General features: G+C 65.5%; 18 protein-coding genes. 10 read left to right on the plus strand and 8 right to left on the minus strand.

All coding sequences use genetic code 11. The features are described from left to right. Nucleotides 1-4 precede the first annotated feature (4 nt). Nucleotides 5-568, plus strand: coding sequence for a transcription elongation factor GreB (greB, locus tag QHC78_RS05065; protein WP_319742802.1), 564 nt, complete (start codon nucleotides 5-7; stop codon nucleotides 566-568). Nucleotides 569-598: 30 nt separating this feature from the next. Here greB and QHC78_RS05070 read toward each other — a convergent pair whose 3' ends face one another. From QHC78_RS05070 to QHC78_RS05085, 4 genes are all read right to left on the minus strand, one after another. Further along, the gene (locus QHC78_RS05070) at nucleotides 599-2,857 is read right to left on the minus strand and encodes a RelA/SpoT family protein (protein ID WP_319742803.1); all 2,259 of its coding nucleotides are present in this window, start codon (nucleotides 2,855-2,857) and stop codon (nucleotides 599-601) included. A 93-nt stretch (nucleotides 2,858-2,950) separates the two neighbouring features. Further along, nucleotides 2,951-3,154 (minus strand): DNA-directed RNA polymerase subunit omega, encoded by a 204-nt coding sequence (gene rpoZ / locus QHC78_RS05075; protein ID WP_319742804.1) that lies wholly within the window; start codon nucleotides 3,152-3,154, stop codon nucleotides 2,951-2,953. A 36-nt stretch (nucleotides 3,155-3,190) separates the two neighbouring features. Then, nucleotides 3,191-3,832, minus strand: a complete 642-nt coding sequence (gene gmk / locus QHC78_RS05080; RefSeq protein ID WP_319742805.1) for a guanylate kinase — start codon at nucleotides 3,830-3,832, stop codon at nucleotides 3,191-3,193. Between the two features lie 163 nt (nucleotides 3,833-3,995). Further along, nucleotides 3,996-4,697: an MlaC/ttg2D family ABC transporter substrate-binding protein gene (locus QHC78_RS05085; protein WP_319742806.1), complete on the minus strand. Its 702-nt coding sequence runs from the start codon at nucleotides 4,695-4,697 to the stop codon at nucleotides 3,996-3,998. Between the two features lie 252 nt (nucleotides 4,698-4,949). Between QHC78_RS05085 and QHC78_RS05090 the strand changes: the two genes are divergently transcribed. Further along, the gene (locus QHC78_RS05090) at nucleotides 4,950-6,821 is read left to right on the plus strand and encodes a S9 family peptidase (RefSeq protein ID WP_319742807.1); all 1,872 of its coding nucleotides are present in this window, start codon (nucleotides 4,950-4,952) and stop codon (nucleotides 6,819-6,821) included. Between the two features lie 56 nt (nucleotides 6,822-6,877). Here QHC78_RS05090 and QHC78_RS05095 read toward each other — a convergent pair whose 3' ends face one another. Then, nucleotides 6,878-7,576 carry a DsbA family protein gene (locus tag QHC78_RS05095; RefSeq protein WP_319742808.1) on the minus strand — a complete coding sequence of 233 codons (699 nt, stop codon included), beginning with the start codon at nucleotides 7,574-7,576 and terminating at the stop codon, nucleotides 6,878-6,880. A 118-nt stretch (nucleotides 7,577-7,694) separates the two neighbouring features. Here QHC78_RS05095 and QHC78_RS05100 point away from each other — a divergent pair, with 118 nt between their 5' ends. Continuing rightward, nucleotides 7,695-8,678 carry a LysR family transcriptional regulator gene (locus tag QHC78_RS05100; RefSeq protein WP_319742809.1) on the plus strand — a complete coding sequence of 328 codons (984 nt, stop codon included), beginning with the start codon at nucleotides 7,695-7,697 and terminating at the stop codon, nucleotides 8,676-8,678. Here QHC78_RS05100 and QHC78_RS05105 read toward each other — a convergent pair. After that, a complete protein-coding gene (locus QHC78_RS05105; RefSeq protein ID WP_319742810.1) occupies nucleotides 8,659-10,041 on the minus strand; it encodes a UDP-glucose dehydrogenase family protein in 1,383 nt (460 codons plus the stop codon). The genes QHC78_RS05100 and QHC78_RS05105 overlap by 20 nt on opposite strands. Before the next feature lie 59 nt (nucleotides 10,042-10,100). Next, nucleotides 10,101-11,165: a VWA domain-containing protein gene (locus tag QHC78_RS05110; protein ID WP_319742811.1), complete on the minus strand. Its 1,065-nt coding sequence runs from the start codon at nucleotides 11,163-11,165 to the stop codon at nucleotides 10,101-10,103. A 259-nt stretch (nucleotides 11,166-11,424) separates the two neighbouring features. Between QHC78_RS05110 and QHC78_RS05115 the strand changes: the two genes are divergently transcribed. The 7 genes from QHC78_RS05115 to QHC78_RS05145 all read left to right on the plus strand — a co-directional run bounded on the left by QHC78_RS05115 (nucleotide 11,425) and on the right by QHC78_RS05145 (nucleotide 17,787). After that, complete coding sequence (locus QHC78_RS05115; RefSeq protein ID WP_319742812.1) at nucleotides 11,425-12,429, plus strand: S1C family serine protease; 1,005 nt, start codon at nucleotides 11,425-11,427, stop codon at nucleotides 12,427-12,429. A gap of 17 nt (nucleotides 12,430-12,446) precedes the next feature. Next, nucleotides 12,447-13,463: an AAA family ATPase gene (locus QHC78_RS05120; protein WP_319742813.1), complete on the plus strand. Its 1,017-nt coding sequence runs from the start codon at nucleotides 12,447-12,449 to the stop codon at nucleotides 13,461-13,463. Beyond that, nucleotides 13,438-14,433: a DUF58 domain-containing protein gene (locus QHC78_RS05125; protein WP_319742814.1), complete on the plus strand. Its 996-nt coding sequence runs from the start codon at nucleotides 13,438-13,440 to the stop codon at nucleotides 14,431-14,433. Before QHC78_RS05120 ends, QHC78_RS05125 begins: the two co-directional genes overlap by 26 nt. Before the next feature lie 21 nt (nucleotides 14,434-14,454). Next, complete coding sequence (locus QHC78_RS05130; RefSeq protein WP_319742815.1) at nucleotides 14,455-15,507, plus strand: VWA domain-containing protein; 1,053 nt, start codon at nucleotides 14,455-14,457, stop codon at nucleotides 15,505-15,507. Between the two features lie 77 nt (nucleotides 15,508-15,584). Then, complete coding sequence (ppk2, locus tag QHC78_RS05135) at nucleotides 15,585-16,505, plus strand: polyphosphate kinase 2 (protein WP_319742816.1); 921 nt, start codon at nucleotides 15,585-15,587, stop codon at nucleotides 16,503-16,505. 116 nt (nucleotides 16,506-16,621) lie between these two features. Beyond that, nucleotides 16,622-16,921, plus strand: a complete 300-nt coding sequence (locus tag QHC78_RS05140) for a tetratricopeptide repeat protein (RefSeq protein WP_319743453.1) — start codon at nucleotides 16,622-16,624, stop codon at nucleotides 16,919-16,921. Continuing rightward, the gene (locus QHC78_RS05145) at nucleotides 16,918-17,787 is read left to right on the plus strand and encodes a MurR/RpiR family transcriptional regulator (protein WP_413816416.1); all 870 of its coding nucleotides are present in this window, start codon (nucleotides 16,918-16,920) and stop codon (nucleotides 17,785-17,787) included. Before QHC78_RS05140 ends, QHC78_RS05145 begins: the two co-directional genes overlap by 4 nt. On the opposite strand, the gene QHC78_RS05150 is transcribed toward QHC78_RS05145, so the two are convergent. Then, on the minus strand, nucleotides 17,774-18,628 hold the full coding sequence (locus QHC78_RS05150; RefSeq protein WP_319742817.1) for an HAD-IIA family hydrolase: 855 nt from the start codon (nucleotides 18,626-18,628) through the stop codon (nucleotides 17,774-17,776). The two genes, QHC78_RS05145 and QHC78_RS05150, sit on opposite strands and share 14 nt — an antisense overlap. Nucleotides 18,629-18,652 lie beyond the last annotated feature (24 nt).

Here is an 18,652-nt window from a genome sequence, read left to right on the forward strand (position 1 = left end):
TGCCATGAACAAGGCTTTTGTCAAAGAATCCGACGGCCAGGACGAAGAGGACCTGCCCGAACACCTGGCCTTGCCGGCCGGCGTGCGCAATTACATGACCCCCGAAGGCTACGAGCGGCTGCGCGGCGAGCTCGTCCACCTGATGAACGTCGAGCGGCCAGCTGTCGTGCAGGTTGTCTCGTGGGCCGCGTCCAATGGCGACCGTTCCGAAAATGGCGACTACTTGTACGGCAAGAAGCGCCTGCGCGAGATCGATCGCCGGATGCGTTTCCTGACCCGCCGGCTGGATATCGCCGAGGTGGTCGACGCTTCCGCCCAGCCCAATCGGGACCAGGTGTTCTTCGGTGCGACGGTCACCTACCTGGACCGTGCCGGCGAGGAGCACGTCGTTACCATCGTGGGCGTGGACGAGGCCGAACCGCTGCAGGGGCGTATCAGCTGGATATCGCCGGTGGCCCGGGCGCTGCTCAAGGCGCGCGAGGGAGACACGGTGACGCTGCGGACCCCCGCCGGCGTGGACGAACTGGAAATCCTGGAAGTCCGCTACCCCGATCCCCGGCCGCAATGAACCCGGCCTGCCGGCCCGCGCTGCAGCGGGCTAGCCTCCCTTGACCCGGATGATGCGTTGCACCTGAGGCACCCGCCGCAGGTACCGTATGACGCGCGCCAGGTGCTGGCGGCTTTCCACCTGGATGGTGAAGTGCACCGCCACCGTGGACGAGGCCTCGTCCTGCATCGAGACGTGCGTGATATTGGCATCGGCCGCCGAGATTTCGGCTGCCACCCGTCCCAGGACGCCGCGTTCCTGCCGCAGCACGACGTCGATCCGGACGTTGAAATGGCGTGAGGTCTGGTCGTCCCAGGCGACGTCGAGCCAGCGTTCCGGCTCGCGTGCCCGCTGGCGCCGGGCGTTCGGACAGTCTTCGGTGTGGACGACCAGGCCGTGGCCCAGTCGCACGTAGGCGACGATCGCATCGCCCGGGATGGGGGTGCAGCAGGGCGCCAGCTGCACCGCGAGGCCTTCGTTGCCCTGGATGCGTATGGGCGTCGCCGTGCCCTGGTCGGTGTAGCGTTCCACCTGTTCGGCGGTAGTGGAAATCGGATCGCCGTCGGGCATGAAGCGCCGTGCGACGACAGCCGCCAGCCGCTTGCCGAGCCCGATGTCGGCGAGGATTTCGTCGCGCGAACGGGCGCCGCTGCCCCGGGCCAGCTTGTCCCAGATGGGGTCCGTACTGTCGGGCATGGGCATGCTCATGGACTTGAGCGCCTGGGCGAGCAGCCTTTCCCCGAAGCTGACCGATTCCTCGTATTTGACCGTACGCAGGTAATGACGGATTTCCGAGCGCGCCTTGCCGGTGCGCACGAAATTGAGCCACTGGGCATTCGGGCGCGAACTTTCGGCCGTGATGATCTCGACCGCGTCGCCGCTTTTCAATTCGGTACGCAAGGGTACGAATTCACCGTTGACCTTGGCTGCCACCGTCTGGTTGCCGACGTCGGTATGGATGCTGTAGGCGAAATCGATGGGCGTTGCGCCGCGCGGCAGAGAGATGATCTTGCCGCGCGGCGTGAAGACGTAGACCGCGTCGGGGAACAGATCCACCTTCACGTGTTCCAGGAACTCGCTGCTGTCGCCCGTCTGCCGCTGGATGTCGAGCAGGGACTGCAGCCACTGGTGTGTGCGCTTCTGCAGGTCGTTCAGGTTGACGTCGGAGGTCTTGTAGAGCCAGTGGGCCGCCACGCCGCTTTCGGCCACCTGGTTCATGTCGCGGGTCCGGATCTGGAATTCGACCGGGGTGCCGTACGGGCCGACCAAGGTCGTGTGCAGCGACTGGTAGCCGTTGACCTTGGGGATGGCGATATAGTCCTTGAACTTGCCCGGCACGGGGCGGAACAGCTGGTGCAGCGTGCCCAGCGCGAGGTAGCACTCGGGCTGGGAATTGACCACGATCCGAAAGCCGTAGATATCCAGAACTTCGGAAAACGACTTCTTCTGTTCGAGCATCTTGGTATAGATGCCGTACAGGTTTTTTTCGCGGCCATTGACCTCGGCTTCGATACCGGCCGCCGGTAGCGCCGCCCGCACGGCCTCCTGGATCTTGCTGACGAGTTCGCGCCGGTTGCCGCGGGCTGCCAGGACAGCCTTGCGCAGTACCTGGTAGCGGTGGGGGTACATTGCCTCGAAGCAGAGTTCCTGCAGTTCGCGGTAGATGATATTGAGCCCCAGGCGATGGGCGATGGGCGAATAGATTTCCAGCGTTTCGCGGGCCACCCGGCGGCGCTTTTCGGGCGAGACCGCGCCCAGCGTGCGCATGTTGTGGAGGCGGTCGGCCAGCTTGATCAGGATCACGCGCACATCGCGCGCCATTGCCAGCAGCATCTTGCGGAAGCTTTCCGCTTGCTGCTCGGCCTTGCTCGCGAACTCGAGGCGGTCCAGTTTGGACAGCCCGTCGACCAGGTCGGCGACTTCGGTGCCGAAGCGTTCGATCAATTCCTGCTTGGTGACGCCCTGGTCTTCCATGACGTCGTGCAGCAGGGCGGCCATCAGCGCTGCAGCATCGAGTTTCCACGCGGCACAGATTTCGGTGACGGCGATCGGGTGGGAAATGTAGGGTTCGCCGCTGGCGCGGAACTGGCCCAGGTGGGCCTCATCGGAAAAACGGTAGGCCTCGCGCACGCGGCGGACGTCTTCCGCAGTGAGATATTGCGAGACGGTTTCGGCCAAGGGGGCGAACGACACGCCCGCCGGGGGATGCGCCGGACCAGAGGTGAGGGCGAGCGGCTGGGCGCCGGCGGTGGCAACGGCTGCCGGAGGTGTCCCGGCAGCGGAACGCGAGGAAGAGACTGGTAATCCCATGTTCGCCTCAGAAAGAGCAGGCCGGGGATGACCGGCCTGTTCCAGGCGCCGTCGGCGTTATTGCCGGCAGCAAGACCGTAGCGGCCTTGAAAATCAGGTGGGGACCTTTTTCAGCATTTCCAGTCCGGTGACGCCGCTGGCCACTTCCCGCAGCGCGGTGACGGTCGGCTTGTCCTTGGTGTCGAGCTTGGGGGCGTGGCCTTGCGCCAGCTGGCGAGCGCGGTACGTCGCCACCAAAGTCAGTTTGAACCGGTTGGGAATTTGCTTCAAGCAGTCTTCTACGGTGATACGAGCCATAAATACCCCTGAAATCAACGCGTCATCACGCGATATTCACATCGACGCGGGCGTTTGCGGAATGCCCAGTTGCGAGAACAGGTCGGCATGCCGCGCTGCCTGCGAACGAAAACGCAGCCTGGCGGCGGTAACGATAGTCGTCAAATCGGCCAAGGCTGCGCTAAAGTCTTGATTAATAATAACATATTCAAATTCGGGGGCATGCGCGAACTCTCCCCCCGCCGCCAGCAGCCGGCGCGCGATCACGTGAGGTTCGTCCTGGCCCCGCTGGTTCAGCCGCGCCTCCAGGGCCTCGATGGAGGGCGGCAGGATGAAGATGCCGATCGCATCGGGGAACTTGGCGCGGACCTGCCGTGCCCCTTGCCAGTCGATTTCCAGCAACACGTCGTTGCCTGCCTGCGTCTGGCGCTCGATCCAGTCACGCGGGGTGCCGTAGTAGTTGCCGTGGACTTCCGCCCACTCGAGCAGCGCGTCTTCGTGCTGCATCTTCTCGAAGGCCGCCACGGAGACGAAGTGGTATTCCTTGCCGTCGGTCTCGCCCGGGCGGGGCGGCCGGGTGGTGCAGGAAACGGACAAGCGGATGTCCGGCCGCGCCTGGAGCAGGGCGTTGACAAGGCTGGACTTGCCGGCGCCGCTGGGAGCGACGACCATGAATACATTACCGGCGCGTGGAGGCATGAAAAGTCGGGCGCAAAGATACTAGGATACCAAAGCTACCCCCTACGCGCTTCGCGCGCCCGGCATGGTGCGCCGCCGGCCGCCCCCAAAGCGGCCGGCCTCCCGGGCGGCACTGGCGGACCGGCAAAGCCGGATCCGCATGCCCCGGTTCCGGGCCAGCCCCTTAGCGTGCAGGAGGGGTCTCCATCTTTTGGTTACGCGTGGCGAGCGCCTTGATGATCGCGTCGACGCCGCCTTGCGAGCCGATGGACGAGAACTGGTTACGGTAGTTCTGGATGAACCAGACGCCCAGGACGTTCAAGTCGTAGATTTTCCAGCCTTGGTCGGTTTTCTCCAGGCGGTAATCGACGGGAATAGGGTCGCGTTGGCCGTCGGTGACCGTGGTCCGCACGACGACGTCGGTGGCGTCGGGTTCGGCGCGGAAGGGGCGCATTTCTACCTTGGCCTGCGGCGTAATGGCCGAGACCGAGCCGCCGTAGGTCCGCACCAGCATATTGCGGAATTCGCGTACCAGGGCCGTGCGCTGGTCGGGCGTGGCGTCGCGCCAGTAGCGGCCTACGGCCAGCCGGGTGGTTTTCTCGAAATCGACGTAAGGGATGATCAGTTCGTCGATGGCCTGGTTGATCTTCTCGGGCGAACCGGACTTGAGTTCCTGGTCCTTGCGTATGCGCTCGAGTACGTTGTTGGCCGCCTTCTGGACCATGACGTCCGGCGGGTCTTGCGGGCTGGGTGTCGTCTGGGCGCGAGCCTGCGTAGCGGCGAATGCCGCCAAGGCGAGCGCGACGAGCCAGCTGGCCAGCCAGCCCAGGCGGAGCCGGGACAGGGCCGGCGTACGGAGGGTTGAAACGGGACGCGAGTCGTGCATGTGTTCTCCCTGTGCGGACGGCATTCGGATCGCCATCCTAGCAACCGGCGCGGCATTCGCCTACTCCGCGGGTGCCGGCGAGGCACCCGGCCGCTACGGAACGGCCGCCGATATCCGATTGGAGTGCTGAACCGCCCAGGCGTTCCGCCGGACTGAAACATAATGCTGCCAAGTGTGGCGGAGATGGCGGCGGAGCGCCGGCTACCCCTGTGATATGTTCGCCATTCGTTCTCCTTGATCGCGGATCGCGCCATGACTTCCACCTCATCTTCCGCCATACCGCTCGTCAAGCGTTATGACGTGCGCGACTTCTTCCGGAAACCGGAACGCTCGTCCTACCGCATTTCGCCCGATGGCCGGCACCTGGCTTTTCTGGCGCCGGCCGAGGGCCGCCAGAACGTGCACGTCCAGGCACTCGACGATGACGGGGTACCGACCGGACCGCAACGGACCCTGACGCGCGAAAGCGAGCGCGACGTAGGCGGGTTCTTCTGGAAAGGTCCCGGCCATATCCTCTACATCAAGGATTTCGGCGGCGACGAGAACTTCCACCTGCTGTCCGTTCCGATAGATGGCGAGACGCCGCCCACCGACCTGACCCCTTACGAGGGCGTGCGGGCCCACGTGGTGGACGATCTCGTCGACGATGATGCGCACGTGCTGCTCTCGCACAACCAGCGCGATAGGGAAGTGTTCGACGTTTTCCGGGTCAACGTGGCCACCGGCGAAGCGCAGCTGATCGCCGAGAATCCGGGCAACATCACCGGCTGGGCCACCGATCACGATGGCCGGCTGCGGCTTGCCGTGGCCACCGATGGCGTCAATAACACCTTGCTCTATCGCGATACCGAAGCGGAGGCATTCCGTCCGATACTGACCACGGATTTCAAGGAAACGGTGGCGCCGCTTTTCTTCACCTTCGACAACAAGCGGATCTACGTCAGCTCCAATCGCGGACGCGACAAGGCCGCGCTGTTCGAGTTCGATCCGCACACCGCGCGCGAGGGCCGGCTGCTATTCGAGCATCCCGAGGTCGACGTGTCGGGGCTGGCCTACTCGCATCGCCGCAAGGTGCTGACCGAAGTGGGGTACGTCACCTGGAAGCCGCACCGACACGTGCTCGATGCGGCGACAGCCGAGATCTACGCCGACCTCGAGAGCCGGTTGCGAGGCTACGAGGTGGCGCTGCAGAGCGAGACACGCGACGAAACCCGCTTCGTCGTGGCCGCGTACAACGACCGGACGCAAGGCGCGCGCTATTTGTACGACAGCGTCTCGCGCAAGCTGACCAAGCTCGGGGATATCCAGCCCTGGCTGCTGGAACGCGACATGGCGCCCATGAAGCCCGTGCGTTATACCGCCCGCGACGGCATGAAAATCGACGGTTACCTGACGCTGCCGGTGGGCGTCACGCCGCGCAACCTGCCGGTCATCGTGCATCCGCACGGGGGGCCATGGGCGCGCGATACATGGGGCTACAACCCCGAAGTCCAGTTCCTCGCCAACCGGGGCTATGCCGTCTTCCAGATGAATTTCCGCGGTTCGACCGGATACGGGCGCAAGTTCTGGGAGGCGTCGTTCAAGCAGTGGGGGCGGGCGATGCAGGACGACATCACCGATGGGGTGGCATGGCTCAAGCGCGAAGGCATTGCCGATCCCGCCCGGATCGCGATCTATGGCGGCAGCTACGGCGGCTATGCCACCTTGGCGGGCATCGCCTTCACCCCTGACCTGTACGCTGCGGCGGTGGACTATGTGGGGGTATCGAACCTCTTTACATTCATGAACACCATCCCGCCGTACTGGAAACCGTTCCTCGATTCCATGCACGAGATGGTGGGCGATCCCGAGCGGGACGAGCAACTGCTGCATGATGGCTCACCCGTCTTCTTCGTGGATCGCATCAAGACGCCGCTGTTCGTGGCGCAAGGCGCGCGGGACCCGCGCGTCAACAAGGACGAGAGCGACCAGATCGTGGCGGCGCTGCGTGGGCGCGGCGTAGAGGTTGAGTACATGGTCAAAGAGAACGAAGGACACGGTTTTCACAACGAGGAAAACCAGTTCGAGTTCTATACCGCCATGGAGGCGTTCCTGGCCCGCCACCTGAGTCTTCGCGCGGGTTGATGCGCTCAGGCCGCGCGGGCGGCCGGAGCGCAACGTGCGCAACCCCAGGGGCGACGCTAGTGCCTTTCGGCGGCCGGCTCGCCCTGGGCGCTGGAAGGCGGCGTGCGCGCGGGCAGGTTGGAGATGTCGGCGAGCCGTTCACGCCATTCATCGACGCGGCCGAGGAAGCGCCCGGTGTCCAGTACATGCAGCCGGCCTTCGTGCTCCAGCGCAAAGGTCGGAAAGCCCTGGCCGCCTACGTGGGCGAGCAGCGCCCGGCTTTCCGCGATGTGCGCACGCGTGGGTTGCCCTTCGAGCCTGGCATACGTGGCCGTGAAAGCCGGCGCTTCCAGCCCGATCCCGGCTGCCAGTTCGGCCAGTATCTCTGGATCGGCGATGCGGCGGCCTTCGGCATAGTGGGCGTGCTGGATACGCGCCAGCATGTCGAGATCGCGGCCGGGCCCGGCGATCTCGTGGGCCGCCAGGATGGCGGTGATGGGCGGTTCGGAGTCGAAGACGGCGCCGTGGTCGCGCAGCAGTCCGTCGAAATACGGCTCGCCGAAGGGCTGGCCGGTGAGCGCCGCTATACGCCGGTCGTGCGGCATGACATAGTGGCGTAGCCGCTCGCTGACGGGTTGCCGGTTCGGGCCGGCCATCATGCCGCCCGCGTGGGCGATGATGGGAAACCGTTCGCGTGCCGCCGCCACCAGCGGCGCGGCGCCGTAGCACCAGCCGCATAGCGGGTCGTAGATGTAATGAAGCCGGGTTGGTGCCATGGTTCCGCCCAGGGGCGCGCGCGGCGCCCGGTTTGCTGCACCACGCCAGAATAGTTTCAAAAAACGATAATAAAAACCGTAGAATCGGCAATTGTTTGTTGCCACGATCGAGCAGACCATGGATAGGTTGAACGCGATGCGGGTCTTCGTGCAAGTGGTAGACCGGGGCAGCCAGTCGGCCGCGGCCGACGCGCTCGCGTTGTCGCGCCCCGCCGTGTCGCGCTACCTGGCCGAATTGGAAGAATGGGTCGGCGCCCGCCTGCTGCACCGCACGACACGGCGCCTGAGCCTGACGCCCGCCGGGGCAGAGGTCTTGACGCGTTGCCGCCAGATGCTGGAGCTCGAAGGCGACATGCGGGCCGCTGTCGCCAGTCCGGACAACACGCCCAGGGGGGTCTTGCGGGTCACGGCCCGCACATCCTTTGGGCAGACCCATCTGGCTTCGGCCATCGTGGACTACACGCGGGCCTATCCCGATGTGGCGGTCGACATGGTCATGGTCGACCGTACGGTGAATCTGGTGGACGAGCGCATCGATCTTGCCCTGCGCGTAGCCAATGAGCTCGATCCCAACTTGATCGCGCGCCGGCTGGCGGTCTGCCGTTCCGTGTTGTGCGCCTCGCCCGACTACCTGCGCCGGCAAGGCGGTCCGGGCCGCCTGGAAGACCTGGCCCTGCACAACTGTCTTACGCATTCCTGTACAGGCAAGAGCCTGTGGCATTTTGTCCGCGCGGGCGAGCCGGTTTCCGTCGCCGTGAGCGGCAACATCAGTTCCAACGAAGTGGCGGCCCTCGTAGAGGCCGCGGTATGCGGCGCGGGGGTCGCGATGCTGCCCACTTATGCGTTACCGGGCCTGGTCGGCGCCGAACGCTTGCGGGTGTTGCTGCCTGAGTTTCCGCCGCGTGAAATGGCCTTGTATGGCGTCTACGCGTCGCGCAAGCACATGCCGTTGACCTTGCGCACGCTGCTCGATTTTCTGGCGCAGCGTTTTTCCGATCCGCCCTCGTGGGACGTCGAACTGGATCGGATCCTGGCCGAGCAGGCGGCGGGCGGGCGAGAAGTGCGGCGCGCTGCCAAGACCGTCACCAGTAGCCCGTCATGACGGCGTAAGCGTCCGTTTCGGCCGACCCGGACCGGACCCGCCGCCCACCGCGTCCGATGCCGTAGTAGGCCAGTCCGCAGGATTCGACGTAGTCGGGATCGTATAGATTGCGCCCGTCGAAAATGGCACGGCATTTGAGCAGTGCGGCCAGCCCGTGGAAGTCCGGCGATTTGAACTCCCGCCATTCGGTGACCACCGCAAGTACGTCGGCGCCTTCGCACGCGTCCCATGCCGTGGGGACGATGGTCAGGCCGGGATGGTCGATGGCCCGGCGGGCGTTCTCGGCCGCCGCCGGGTCATAAGCCCGTACGGTGGCGCCATCGGCCAGTAGCTCGCGTACCAGCGCGATGCTGGGCGCTTCGCGTATGTCGTCCGTATTGGGCTTGAAGGCGAGCCCCCATAGGGCGATGCAGCGGCCTTTCAGCGACGTGCCCAGGTGTTGCCGGATTTTGGTGGCCAGCACGCGTTTCTGTTCCTCGTTGACGCGCTGAACGCTGTGCAGCAGCGGCGTCGATTCGCCATGGTCGGCGGCAAGCCGGGCCAGCGCCTGGATATCCTTGGGAAAACACGATCCGCCGTAGCCCACGCCGGCATAGAGGAAATGATGGCCGATACGCGGGTCGGCACCCGTGCCATGACGTACCGCCTCGATGTCCGCACCGACTTTTTCCGCGATCCGGGCCAGTTCATTCATCAACGAAATGCGGGTGGCCAGCATGACGTTGGAGGCGTACTTCGTGAATTCGGCCGAGCGCACGTCCGTGTGGATCAAGCGGTCGCGGTTGCGGTTGTAGGGGGCATAGAGGGCGGCCATCAGCCGCAGCGCCTCCGGATCTTCCGTGCCGATCACGATGCGATCCGGACGCTGGAAATCGTCGACCGCGCTGCCTTCCTTGAGGAACTCGGGGTTGGAAGCGATCGCTATGCGCCAATCGACGCCGCGGGCACGAAGCTCCTGGTCGATGACGGCTTGTACGCGATGGCAGGTCCCGACCGGGACCGTGGACTTGATCACGACGACCATGTCCCGGCTGATCGTCCGGCCCAGCGCGGCGCTGGCTTCCAGCACGTGGCCCAGGTCGGCGGAGCCGTCTTCGTCGGCTGGAGTCCCCACTGCAATGAAGACAATCTCGGCGCGATGCACCGCCGAGGCGAGATCGTCGGTGAAGCTCAGGCGGCCGGCTTGCGCGTTGTGCGCGACCAGTTCGGCCAGGCCCGGTTCGAAGAACGGCACGCCGCCGTGGCGCAGGACATCCAGCCGTTCGCTGTTGCGTTCTACGCAGACGACGCGGTTACCCACATCCGCCAAGCAGGCTCCGGTAACTAGGCCGACGTAGCCGGCGCCGATGATCGCGAGGTTCATGGCCTCGATTTATATCGGGCCGGTATTGCAACCTGCTGACAAGCGGTTGAAGGAGGCCGCTAGCGGGTGCGCGGATACCACAGCAGGGACAGCACGCAAGCCATCGTCAGAAGGATGGCGGCGGCCGCGCTCAGCAGAGCGCTCAGCTCCGTTTCCTTGCGCTCCATTGAGAACTTGGCATTCAGATTGCGGTAGACCGAGCTGAGGTCCGCTTCGGAGCTGGCCAGGAAGTACTCTCCGCCAGTCATCTGCGCGATCGCGCGTAGCGTAGGTTCGTCCAGCCGGGCGAAGAAGGACCAGCCTTCGTCGCCGATGGGGGCGCCTTGTTGTGTGCCGAACCCCACTGTATAGACGCGCACGCCCCGTTCGGCAGCCATGCGGGCGGCATCCAGCGGATCGGGACCGGTCGTGCGCCGCCCGTCGCTCAGCAGAATGATGGTACCGGACGTGTACGACCCCGGCAGCACGGGCTGGAGCGGCTTCTGCTTCTTCTTCGCGGCCTCGGCGGCCTGGTCGAGCGGGACCGCACGCCGGCCGGCGCGGGCGGACGGCGTTTCAAAAATGACGGATTCCAGGTCGATGCCGTCATTCGGAAACAGCATGGACAGCGCCAGGATCAGGCCGCTGCCGGTTGCCGTGGCTCGCTGGAGCTGGAAACGGTCGATGGCGTCGACCATGTCCTGCCGGTTGTCGGTCGGCGTCTGCACCACGGCCGCCGTACCGGCGAAGGAAACGATGCCCAGCCGGACGTTCGACGGTAGTTCGGAGATGAAGCGTTTGGCCGCCATTTGCGCGGCCACCAGCCGGTTGGGCGCAATGTCGGCCGCCTGCATGCTGCGCGAGACATCGACGGCCAGCACCACGGTAAGCGTATCGGTAGGCAACGTCACCGTCGCGGTGGGGCGGGCGCAGGCAAGGAGGGCCGCTCCCGTGGCAAGCAGGAACAGCAGGGGCGGGATGTGGCGGCGCAACCGCTGGCCCGGCCCCATGGCGGCCTTGGCCAGGCTCAGGCTGGCGTAGCGTATGGCGGCCTTCTTCCGACGCGCCAAGGCGTAGAAGTAGAGGGCTACGAGCAGGGGGAGAAGGAGCTGCAGCCAGAGAAGGTCGGGCCAGAGAAACCGCATGAGTGCTCCTTGGCGCGCGGGATGTGCAACGGGTGGCTTTAGTATGCCCATGAACCCTTCCGGCGGTAAAGGTATCCGCGCGCCCCCGCCGTTTAAGTGTTACCTTATTTTCGCAGGCCCGGAGCGGTTGAACCGGGGGCCCCCGCCGTTGTCTGCATAAAATCGGGGGGCATGTATCTTGCGGGGACCGTCCGGCGGCGGTCCCGGGCGTTGGCCACGTGGCCGCACTCCGTGACGAACTCCAAGCTGGACGGTAGTGATGAAACGGGTTGCCTTATACAGCAGGACTACCAGGCCGCGCGCTGCCGCGGCCGAACCGCAGCCGGATCACGGCGCTACCGACCAGCCCGGCAGGGCAAGGCGCATGCGCGACTGGGCCGTCCGCTACAGGCATGCTTTCTTCGGTCTTGCGCTGCTCGTGCTCGCCGGGGGCCTCGTTTTCGTTTTGTTGCAACCCCAACAAACTCAATTGACCCAGGACGACATCGATGCCGCCGTCCTGCACACGCTCGAACACAAGAGCTTGCCTTCGCGGCCGGCCAAGGCGGCCGAAGCGGTGCGTCAATCCGTGGTGCTGATACGCGGTTTCGATCATGAAGAGGCGGCTTCCACCGAAGGCGGATCCAAGAAGACGCCACCGCAGGACGGCGCCAAGCCCAAGACGGGCAAGCCGCGCGGCCAGGACAAGCCGGAGGCCAAGAACGACGAAGGTAATGCACCCCAGCACGAAGGCAGCGTGGGGTCCGGTGTCGTCATCGTGGACAACGGCGTGATTCTGACCAACTTCCACGTGATCGCCGGCGCAAAGCGCCTGAAGGTGACCTTCTTCGACGGCTACGAGGCCGATGCCGAGGTCGTGGCCATCCAGCCGGACAAGGACCTGGCGGTCATCCGCGCCAAATCGATACCGGACGACTTGCCCGCTGCCACGCTCGGATCCAGCCTGGACCTGGCGCCGGGCGACGAAGTCGTCGCGGTGGGTTTTCCGTTTGGCATCGGGCCTTCGGTTTCCTCCGGCGTGGTCTCGGGCCTGAACCGGGAGTTCGTGTCCGCCGAGGGCAAGCACGTACTGACGCGCCTGATCCAATTCGATGCGGCGGCCAATCCCGGTAATTCCGGCGGCCCGCTGGTGAACATGAACGGCGAGGTCGTCGGCATCGTCACTGCCATCCTGAATCCCACCGACGCCGGCACGTTCGTCGGTATCGGCTTTGCCACCACGATCGAAAGCGCCGGCAGCGCGGTGGGCATGCCCCCCTTCTGAACCAGGACAGGACTCCCATGAACGAAAAACCGATGAGTGCCATAGACAGCGCCAATCTGATGGAGCGGCTGCTATACGAGGTCAAGCGCGTGGTCGTGGGACAGGACCACTTCCTGGAACGGGTGCTGGTCGCCATCCTGGCGCAGGGACACTTGCTGGTAGAGGGCGTGCCTGGCCTGGCCAAGACCTTGACCGTGAATACGCTGGCCAAGACCATACGGGGCTCCTTCAAGCGGATCCAGTTCACGCCCGACCTGCTGCCGGCCGACCTGATCGGGACCCGCATGTACAACCAGCGTACGGGCGACTTCTCTACCGTGCTGGGGCCTGTCTTTACCAACCTGCTGCTGGCCGACGAGATCAATCGCGCACCGGCGAAAGTGCAGAGCGCGCTGCTCGAGGTCATGCAAGAGCGGCAGGTGACCATTGCCGGCGAGACGCACAAGGTGCCGTCGCCTTTCCTGGTGATGGCGACGCAGAACCCGATCGAAACCGAAGGCACCTACCCGCTGCCCGAAGCGCAGGTCGATCGTTTCATGATGAAAGTCATCGTCGGCTATCCGAGCGAGGAAGAAGAATTCGTCATCGTCGACCGCGTGACCGGGCCGCCCGTGCAAGTGCAGCCGGTAGCCGTCACCGAGCACCTGACGCAGCTGCAGGCGGAATGCCGCAAGGTCTACGTGGACCCCGGGCTGGTCCAGTTCGCCGTCAAGATCGTCGCTGCCACGCGCCGTCCCGAGGCCTATGGGCTCTCGGACCTGTCACGCTTTCTTACCTTCGGCGCCAGCCCGCGCGCGACCATCAGCCTCATCGAAGGCGCCCGTGCGCTGGCCTTCCTGAGGGGGCGTCACTATGCCTTGCCCGAGGACGTGGTCGACCTGATTCCCGACGTACTCCGGCACCGGCTGGTGCTTTCGTACGAGGCCTTGTCCGAAGGGATGGGCGCGGACCAGATCATCCGGCGCATCCTTCAAACCTTGCCGGCCCCTGAGCGGCCATTGGATACGCATGTTCGGGTTGCGGCGGTTCAATAGACGGGAGGTGCCGGCCAACGACGCGGCGCCGCCACCCGGGCTAGCCAAGATCGACGCGGAGGAACTGCTTACCCGCCTCGAGTGGACGGTCATACGCCGGCTCGACGGCGCGCTGCAGGGCGACTACCGCACGCTGTTCCGGGGATTCGGGCTCGACCTCGCCGACTTGCGCGAATACCAGGCCGGCGACGATGTCCGTCACATCGACTGGAACGTGACGGCGCGCCTGCAAGCCCCCCACGTGCGAGAGTTCCAGGAAGACCGCGAGGTGTCGGCCTGGTTCTTGCTGGATCTTTCCGGGTCGGTCGATTTCGGCTCGGGGGGCGTGCGCAAGCGTACCGTGCTCACGAGCTTCGTGGCGGTGCTGGCTCGGCTGTTGACCCGCTACGGTAACCGGGTGGGCGCGATCCTGTACGGAGGCAAGGAGGAGGGCGCCGTCCCCGCGCGCACCGGCCGCCGGCACGTGCTGCATGTCATGGACCGCATCGGCGCGATGCACGCGGATGGCAAGTCCGGCGAAACGCGCCTGGCCGACCTGCTGCAGCGGGCGCTTTCCACCATAGGGCGGCGGTCGGTGGTGTTCGTGGTGTCGGATTTCATCAGTGCCCCGGGCTGGGAACGGCCGCTAGGCGTGCTGGCTCAGCGCCATGAAGTCATTGCCGTCCGCTTGTACGATCCGCTGGAGCAGGCCTTGCCCGACCTGGGGCTGGTGGTGCTGCAGGACGCCGAGACCGGCGAGCAGTTGTTCGTCGATACCCATGACTCGGGATTCCGGCGGCGCTTCGCCGCTGCTGCCGACCAGCGGGAAGCCGCTTTGCGGCAGGCGCTGGCGGAAGCGGGCGTCGACTGTCTGGAACTGGCGACCGACGAGCGGCTGGACGAAGCCTTGCTGCATTTCATGCGGCTCAGGAGGCGGCGCAGCCAGCTCGTCGGCGGGCTGAACGGGCCGTGGGCCCGTCGCGATATCTGACATCACCACCGGACGACCATCATGGCCAACCTGCCTGCCTTGAGTTTCCTGTGGCCCCAGATGCTGTGGTTCCTCGTCGCGGTGCCGCTGCTGGGCCTGCTCTACTGGCGCCTGGACCGCCGCCGCCAGCGCATGGCCGTACGCTATCCCGCGCTCGACGTCGTCGGCGCAGGCTTGCGGCTGTCGCGGTGGCGCCGCCATTTGCCACCCATGCTGTTGCTGGCCGGACTGGCCGTGCTGATTGCGGCGATGGCCCGGCCGCAGGCCTTGATGATGCTGCCGTCCCGCCTGGAAACCGTGGTCCTGGCCATGGACATGTCCGGCAGCATGCGGGCCGACGACATCAAGCCCACGCGGATCTACGCCGCCCAGCAGGCGGCCAAGCAATTCGTCGAGGAACAGCCCGCCAACGTCAGCGTATCGGTCGTTGCCGTCGCGGGCGCTGCCGCGGTGGTGCAGTCGCCGACCCGCAAGCGGGAGGACATCATTGCCGCCATCGAGCGCCTGGAACCCCAGCGCGGCACGGCGCTGGGCAGCGGGCTGATCATCGCCTTGGCGACGCTGCTGCCCAACGCCGGCATCGACGTCGAGCGTTTTCTGGAAGGTGGGGGCGGCCGTTCCCCGGCTCCGCCCAACCTGTCGGCGGCGGGCAAGGCGGAAGCGGCAGCGCCCGGATCCTATCCCGCCGGCGCCGTCGTCCTGCTGTCGGACGGGCAGAACAACACGGGTCCCGATGCCATCAAGGCCGCCGAAGTCGCGGCCGGATACGGGGTGCGGATATTCACCGTGGGGGTAGGCACGCCGGAAGGCGCGACGCTGTCGGCCGACGGCTGGTCCATGCGGGTGCGGCTGGACGAGGACGTGCTCAAGAAAGTGGCGGACATGACGGGCGCGCAATACTTCCGCGCGGAGGATGCCGGCGAGTTGAAGCAGGTCTACCGCACCCTGAGCACGCGCCTGGCGTTCGACAAGCGCGATGTCGTCGAGATCACGGCCTTGTTTACCGCCTTGGGGGCATTGCTGGCGGTGTGCTCCGGCCTGCTTTCGCTATGGTGGTTCGGCCGGGTGCATTGATGGGCGCCTGCGCGCGTCATAAGCATGTCATGTCGATGTAGCAAAAAGGCGGATGTTGGCCCCACTTCTCCCGTCCTATGAGCTATCCGCCGATTTCCGACCAGGAAGAACTGATACAGCGCATCTACCGCGACCTGATCGACAGCTACGATGAAGAGCTGGAGATGGAGATCGAGGACGACGAGCGTGACGAGCAGGGGCAGCCGTCCCGCATCGGGCACGACCGCGATGCGCGCCGACTTTACTTCCGCGAACTGTTTCGCCTGCAGACCGAACTGGTGAAGCTGCAGGAGTGGGTGCTGCACACCCGCCACAAGATCGTCATCATCTTCGAGGGGCGGGACGCCGCGGGCAAGGGGGGCGTCATCAAGCGCATTACCCAGCGCCTGAATCCGCGCGTATGCCGGGTGGCGGCGCTGCCCGCGCCCAATGACCGCGAGCGGACGCAGTGGTATTTCCAGCGCTATGTGTCGCACCTGCCGGCGGCCGGCGAGATCGTGTTGTTCGATCGCAGTTGGTACAACCGCGCCGGGGTCGAGCGGGTCATGGGCTTCTGTACCGATGATGAATACGAAGAATTCTTCCGCTCGGTCCCTGAGTTCGAGCGCATGCTGGTGCGGTCCGGCATCCAGGTCGTCAAGTACTGGTTCTCGATTACCGACGAGGAACAACACCTGCGCTTCCTGGGACGCATCCATGATCCACTCAAGCAGTGGAAGTTGAGCCCGATGGACCTGGAGTCGCGGCGGCGTTGGGAGGATTACACGCGCGCCAAGGAAATCATGCTGGAGCGCACGCATATTCCCGAGGCGCCCTGGTGGGTCGTGCAAGCCGTCGACAAGAAGAAGGCCCGGCTCAATTGCATCCACCACCTGCTCGGCCTGATTCCCTATCACGATATCGAACATCCCCACATCGAGCTGCCCCAGCGCGTGCGCCATGAGGACTACATCCGCCGTCCGGTGCCGGCGAACATGATGGTGCCCGAGCGGTACTGAGCAAAACCGCCGGCTTCGCGCTATCCTGGCTTCATGCCCCTACGCTGGCGCACGCCGCGCCGGCGCTTCTTTTTTTGGCATGAAGGCCAGTCATGGACAAGGAAAGCTTTTTGAAGATGATCGCCGCCGGCCGGGACAGCGCGCTGTTGCGGCTCACTCTCGGCAATCTCTACCTGGAGGAGGGCGAAGCCTCGGCCGCGGTGGAGCACTTGCAGCGGGCGGTGGAGCTGGATCGCGGCTATGCCGCGGCCTGGAAACAGCTCGGCAAGGCCTGGCTCGCGCTGGACCGCAAGGACGAGGCTCGTGCAGCCTGGCACGCCGGGATCGAGGCAGCGACGGCCAAGGGCAGCGTACAGGCAGCCAAGGAAATGCAGGTGCAATTGCGGCGCCTGGACAAAACAGGAGGGCAGCCGTGAGCCGAACCAAGACCAGCGCGTCCATCTCGGCGGTGCTCTCGCGTATCAAGAGCATCAGCCCGTCGCTGGGTCCGGCCGCGCAGCGTATAGCGGATTTCATCGTGCAGTATCCGCAGGAAGTGGTGCACATGTCGGTCAGCGAGGTGGCCGAGCGCACGGGCGCCAGCGAGGGCAGCGTGGTAGGGCTGTGCAAAAGCCTCGGGGCCACCGGCTTCCAGCAGCTCAAGATCCTGCTGGCGCAGGAAATCGTGCAGCCGGTGCAAATCATCCACGAGGACCTGGACCCGGGCGATAGTACCGCCACGGTCATGAGCAAGATCTTCCAGAGCAATATCCAGACCTTGCACGACACCGGCGCGGCCCTGGATGCCGACGCCATCCAGCAGGCGGTGGCTTACCTGCGCGCAGCCGAGCGCGTGGAAATCTACGGCATAGGAAGCGCCGCGCCGATCGCCGAGGATGCCGAGTACCGCATGCTGCGTATCGGCATGAACGTCAAGGCGGTGGTCGATTCGCATGTGCAGGCGATCAGCGCTTCGCTGGCCGGACCCTCGGTGGCGACGCTGACGATCTCGCATTCGGGCAGCACGCACGAAACCGTCGCGGCTACGCGGCTGGCCAAGGAATCCGGTGCCCGAACCATCTGCATCACCAACTTCGGCAAGTCGCCGTTGCAGGCCTTTGCCGACGTGCTGCTGTTCACCATGGCGCGCGAAACGCGCTTCAGGACCGAAGCCATGACCAGCCGCCTCGCGCAGCTCGCCATCATCGACGTCCTGATCGCATGCCTGGCATTGAGCGACTACGACAACGCGGTCGAGACGCTCCGCCACACTTCCAGCGTACTGTCGATCAAGCGGTATTGAGTTGGGGTAGAGCTTGCGCGCCTTGCGCAAGCTGCGCGTGCCCCGGCCGGTCCAGGGCCAGCAGGCCTGCCGGCGAGGCCGCATCGGCCAGCGGTCCGCTCCCCAGCAGCAGATAACGCATCCCCAGCCGTGTCGCGCCTTGCGCATCGGTAGCCGGGTTGTCGCCGATCACCAGCGTTTTTTCGGGCCGAGCGCCCAGGCGGCGCAGCCCTTCGGCGAACAGCATCTTCTCGGGCTTGCCGACCACTAGCTCCGGTAGCACGCCGGAACACGCCGTGACCGCGCGCAGCAGCGCGCCGGTTTCCGGTATCCGCAGGTTGCCGGGGCCGGGATGATACAGGTCGGGATTGGCGGCGATCAGCGTCGCCCCCCGCGCGACCGCATTCGCTGCCGCGTTCAGCTTGGCAAAACTGAAGTGCTTGTCCAGGGCCAGCACCACGAGGTCCGGGCGTTCATCCACCAGCGTGCAGCCCAGCCGCCGGGCATAGTCCCGCAGCCCGCGCGACGCCAGCAACTGCAGGCGTGCGTGCGGACGCGTCGACGCCAGGAAATCGATGGTGAGCTGCCCGGCCAGGACCAGCCTGTCGGCCGGTATGCGCAGCCCTTGCCGCGACAGCCGGCGCGCCAGGCCCCGGGCGGTATCGGTCGAATTGTTCGACACCACCACGTAGCGGCTCCCCAGGCGGTCCAGCAACTGGGCCGCGCCCTCCATCACTTCGTTTTCGCGCACCAGGGTGCCGTCCAGATCCAGCAGGAAATGGTCGTGTGCGGCCAGCCAGGCGGGCTGGGCGTCGTGCGCAGGCGTGGTGCCGACGCTGGTCGGGAAGCGGGGAGCGGTCATGAAAAAGGCGCGCAAAGGCATGTA

Source organism: Pigmentiphaga sp., assembly GCF_033795525.1.
Taxonomy (GTDB): Bacteria; Pseudomonadota; Gammaproteobacteria; order Burkholderiales; family Burkholderiaceae_B; genus Pigmentiphaga.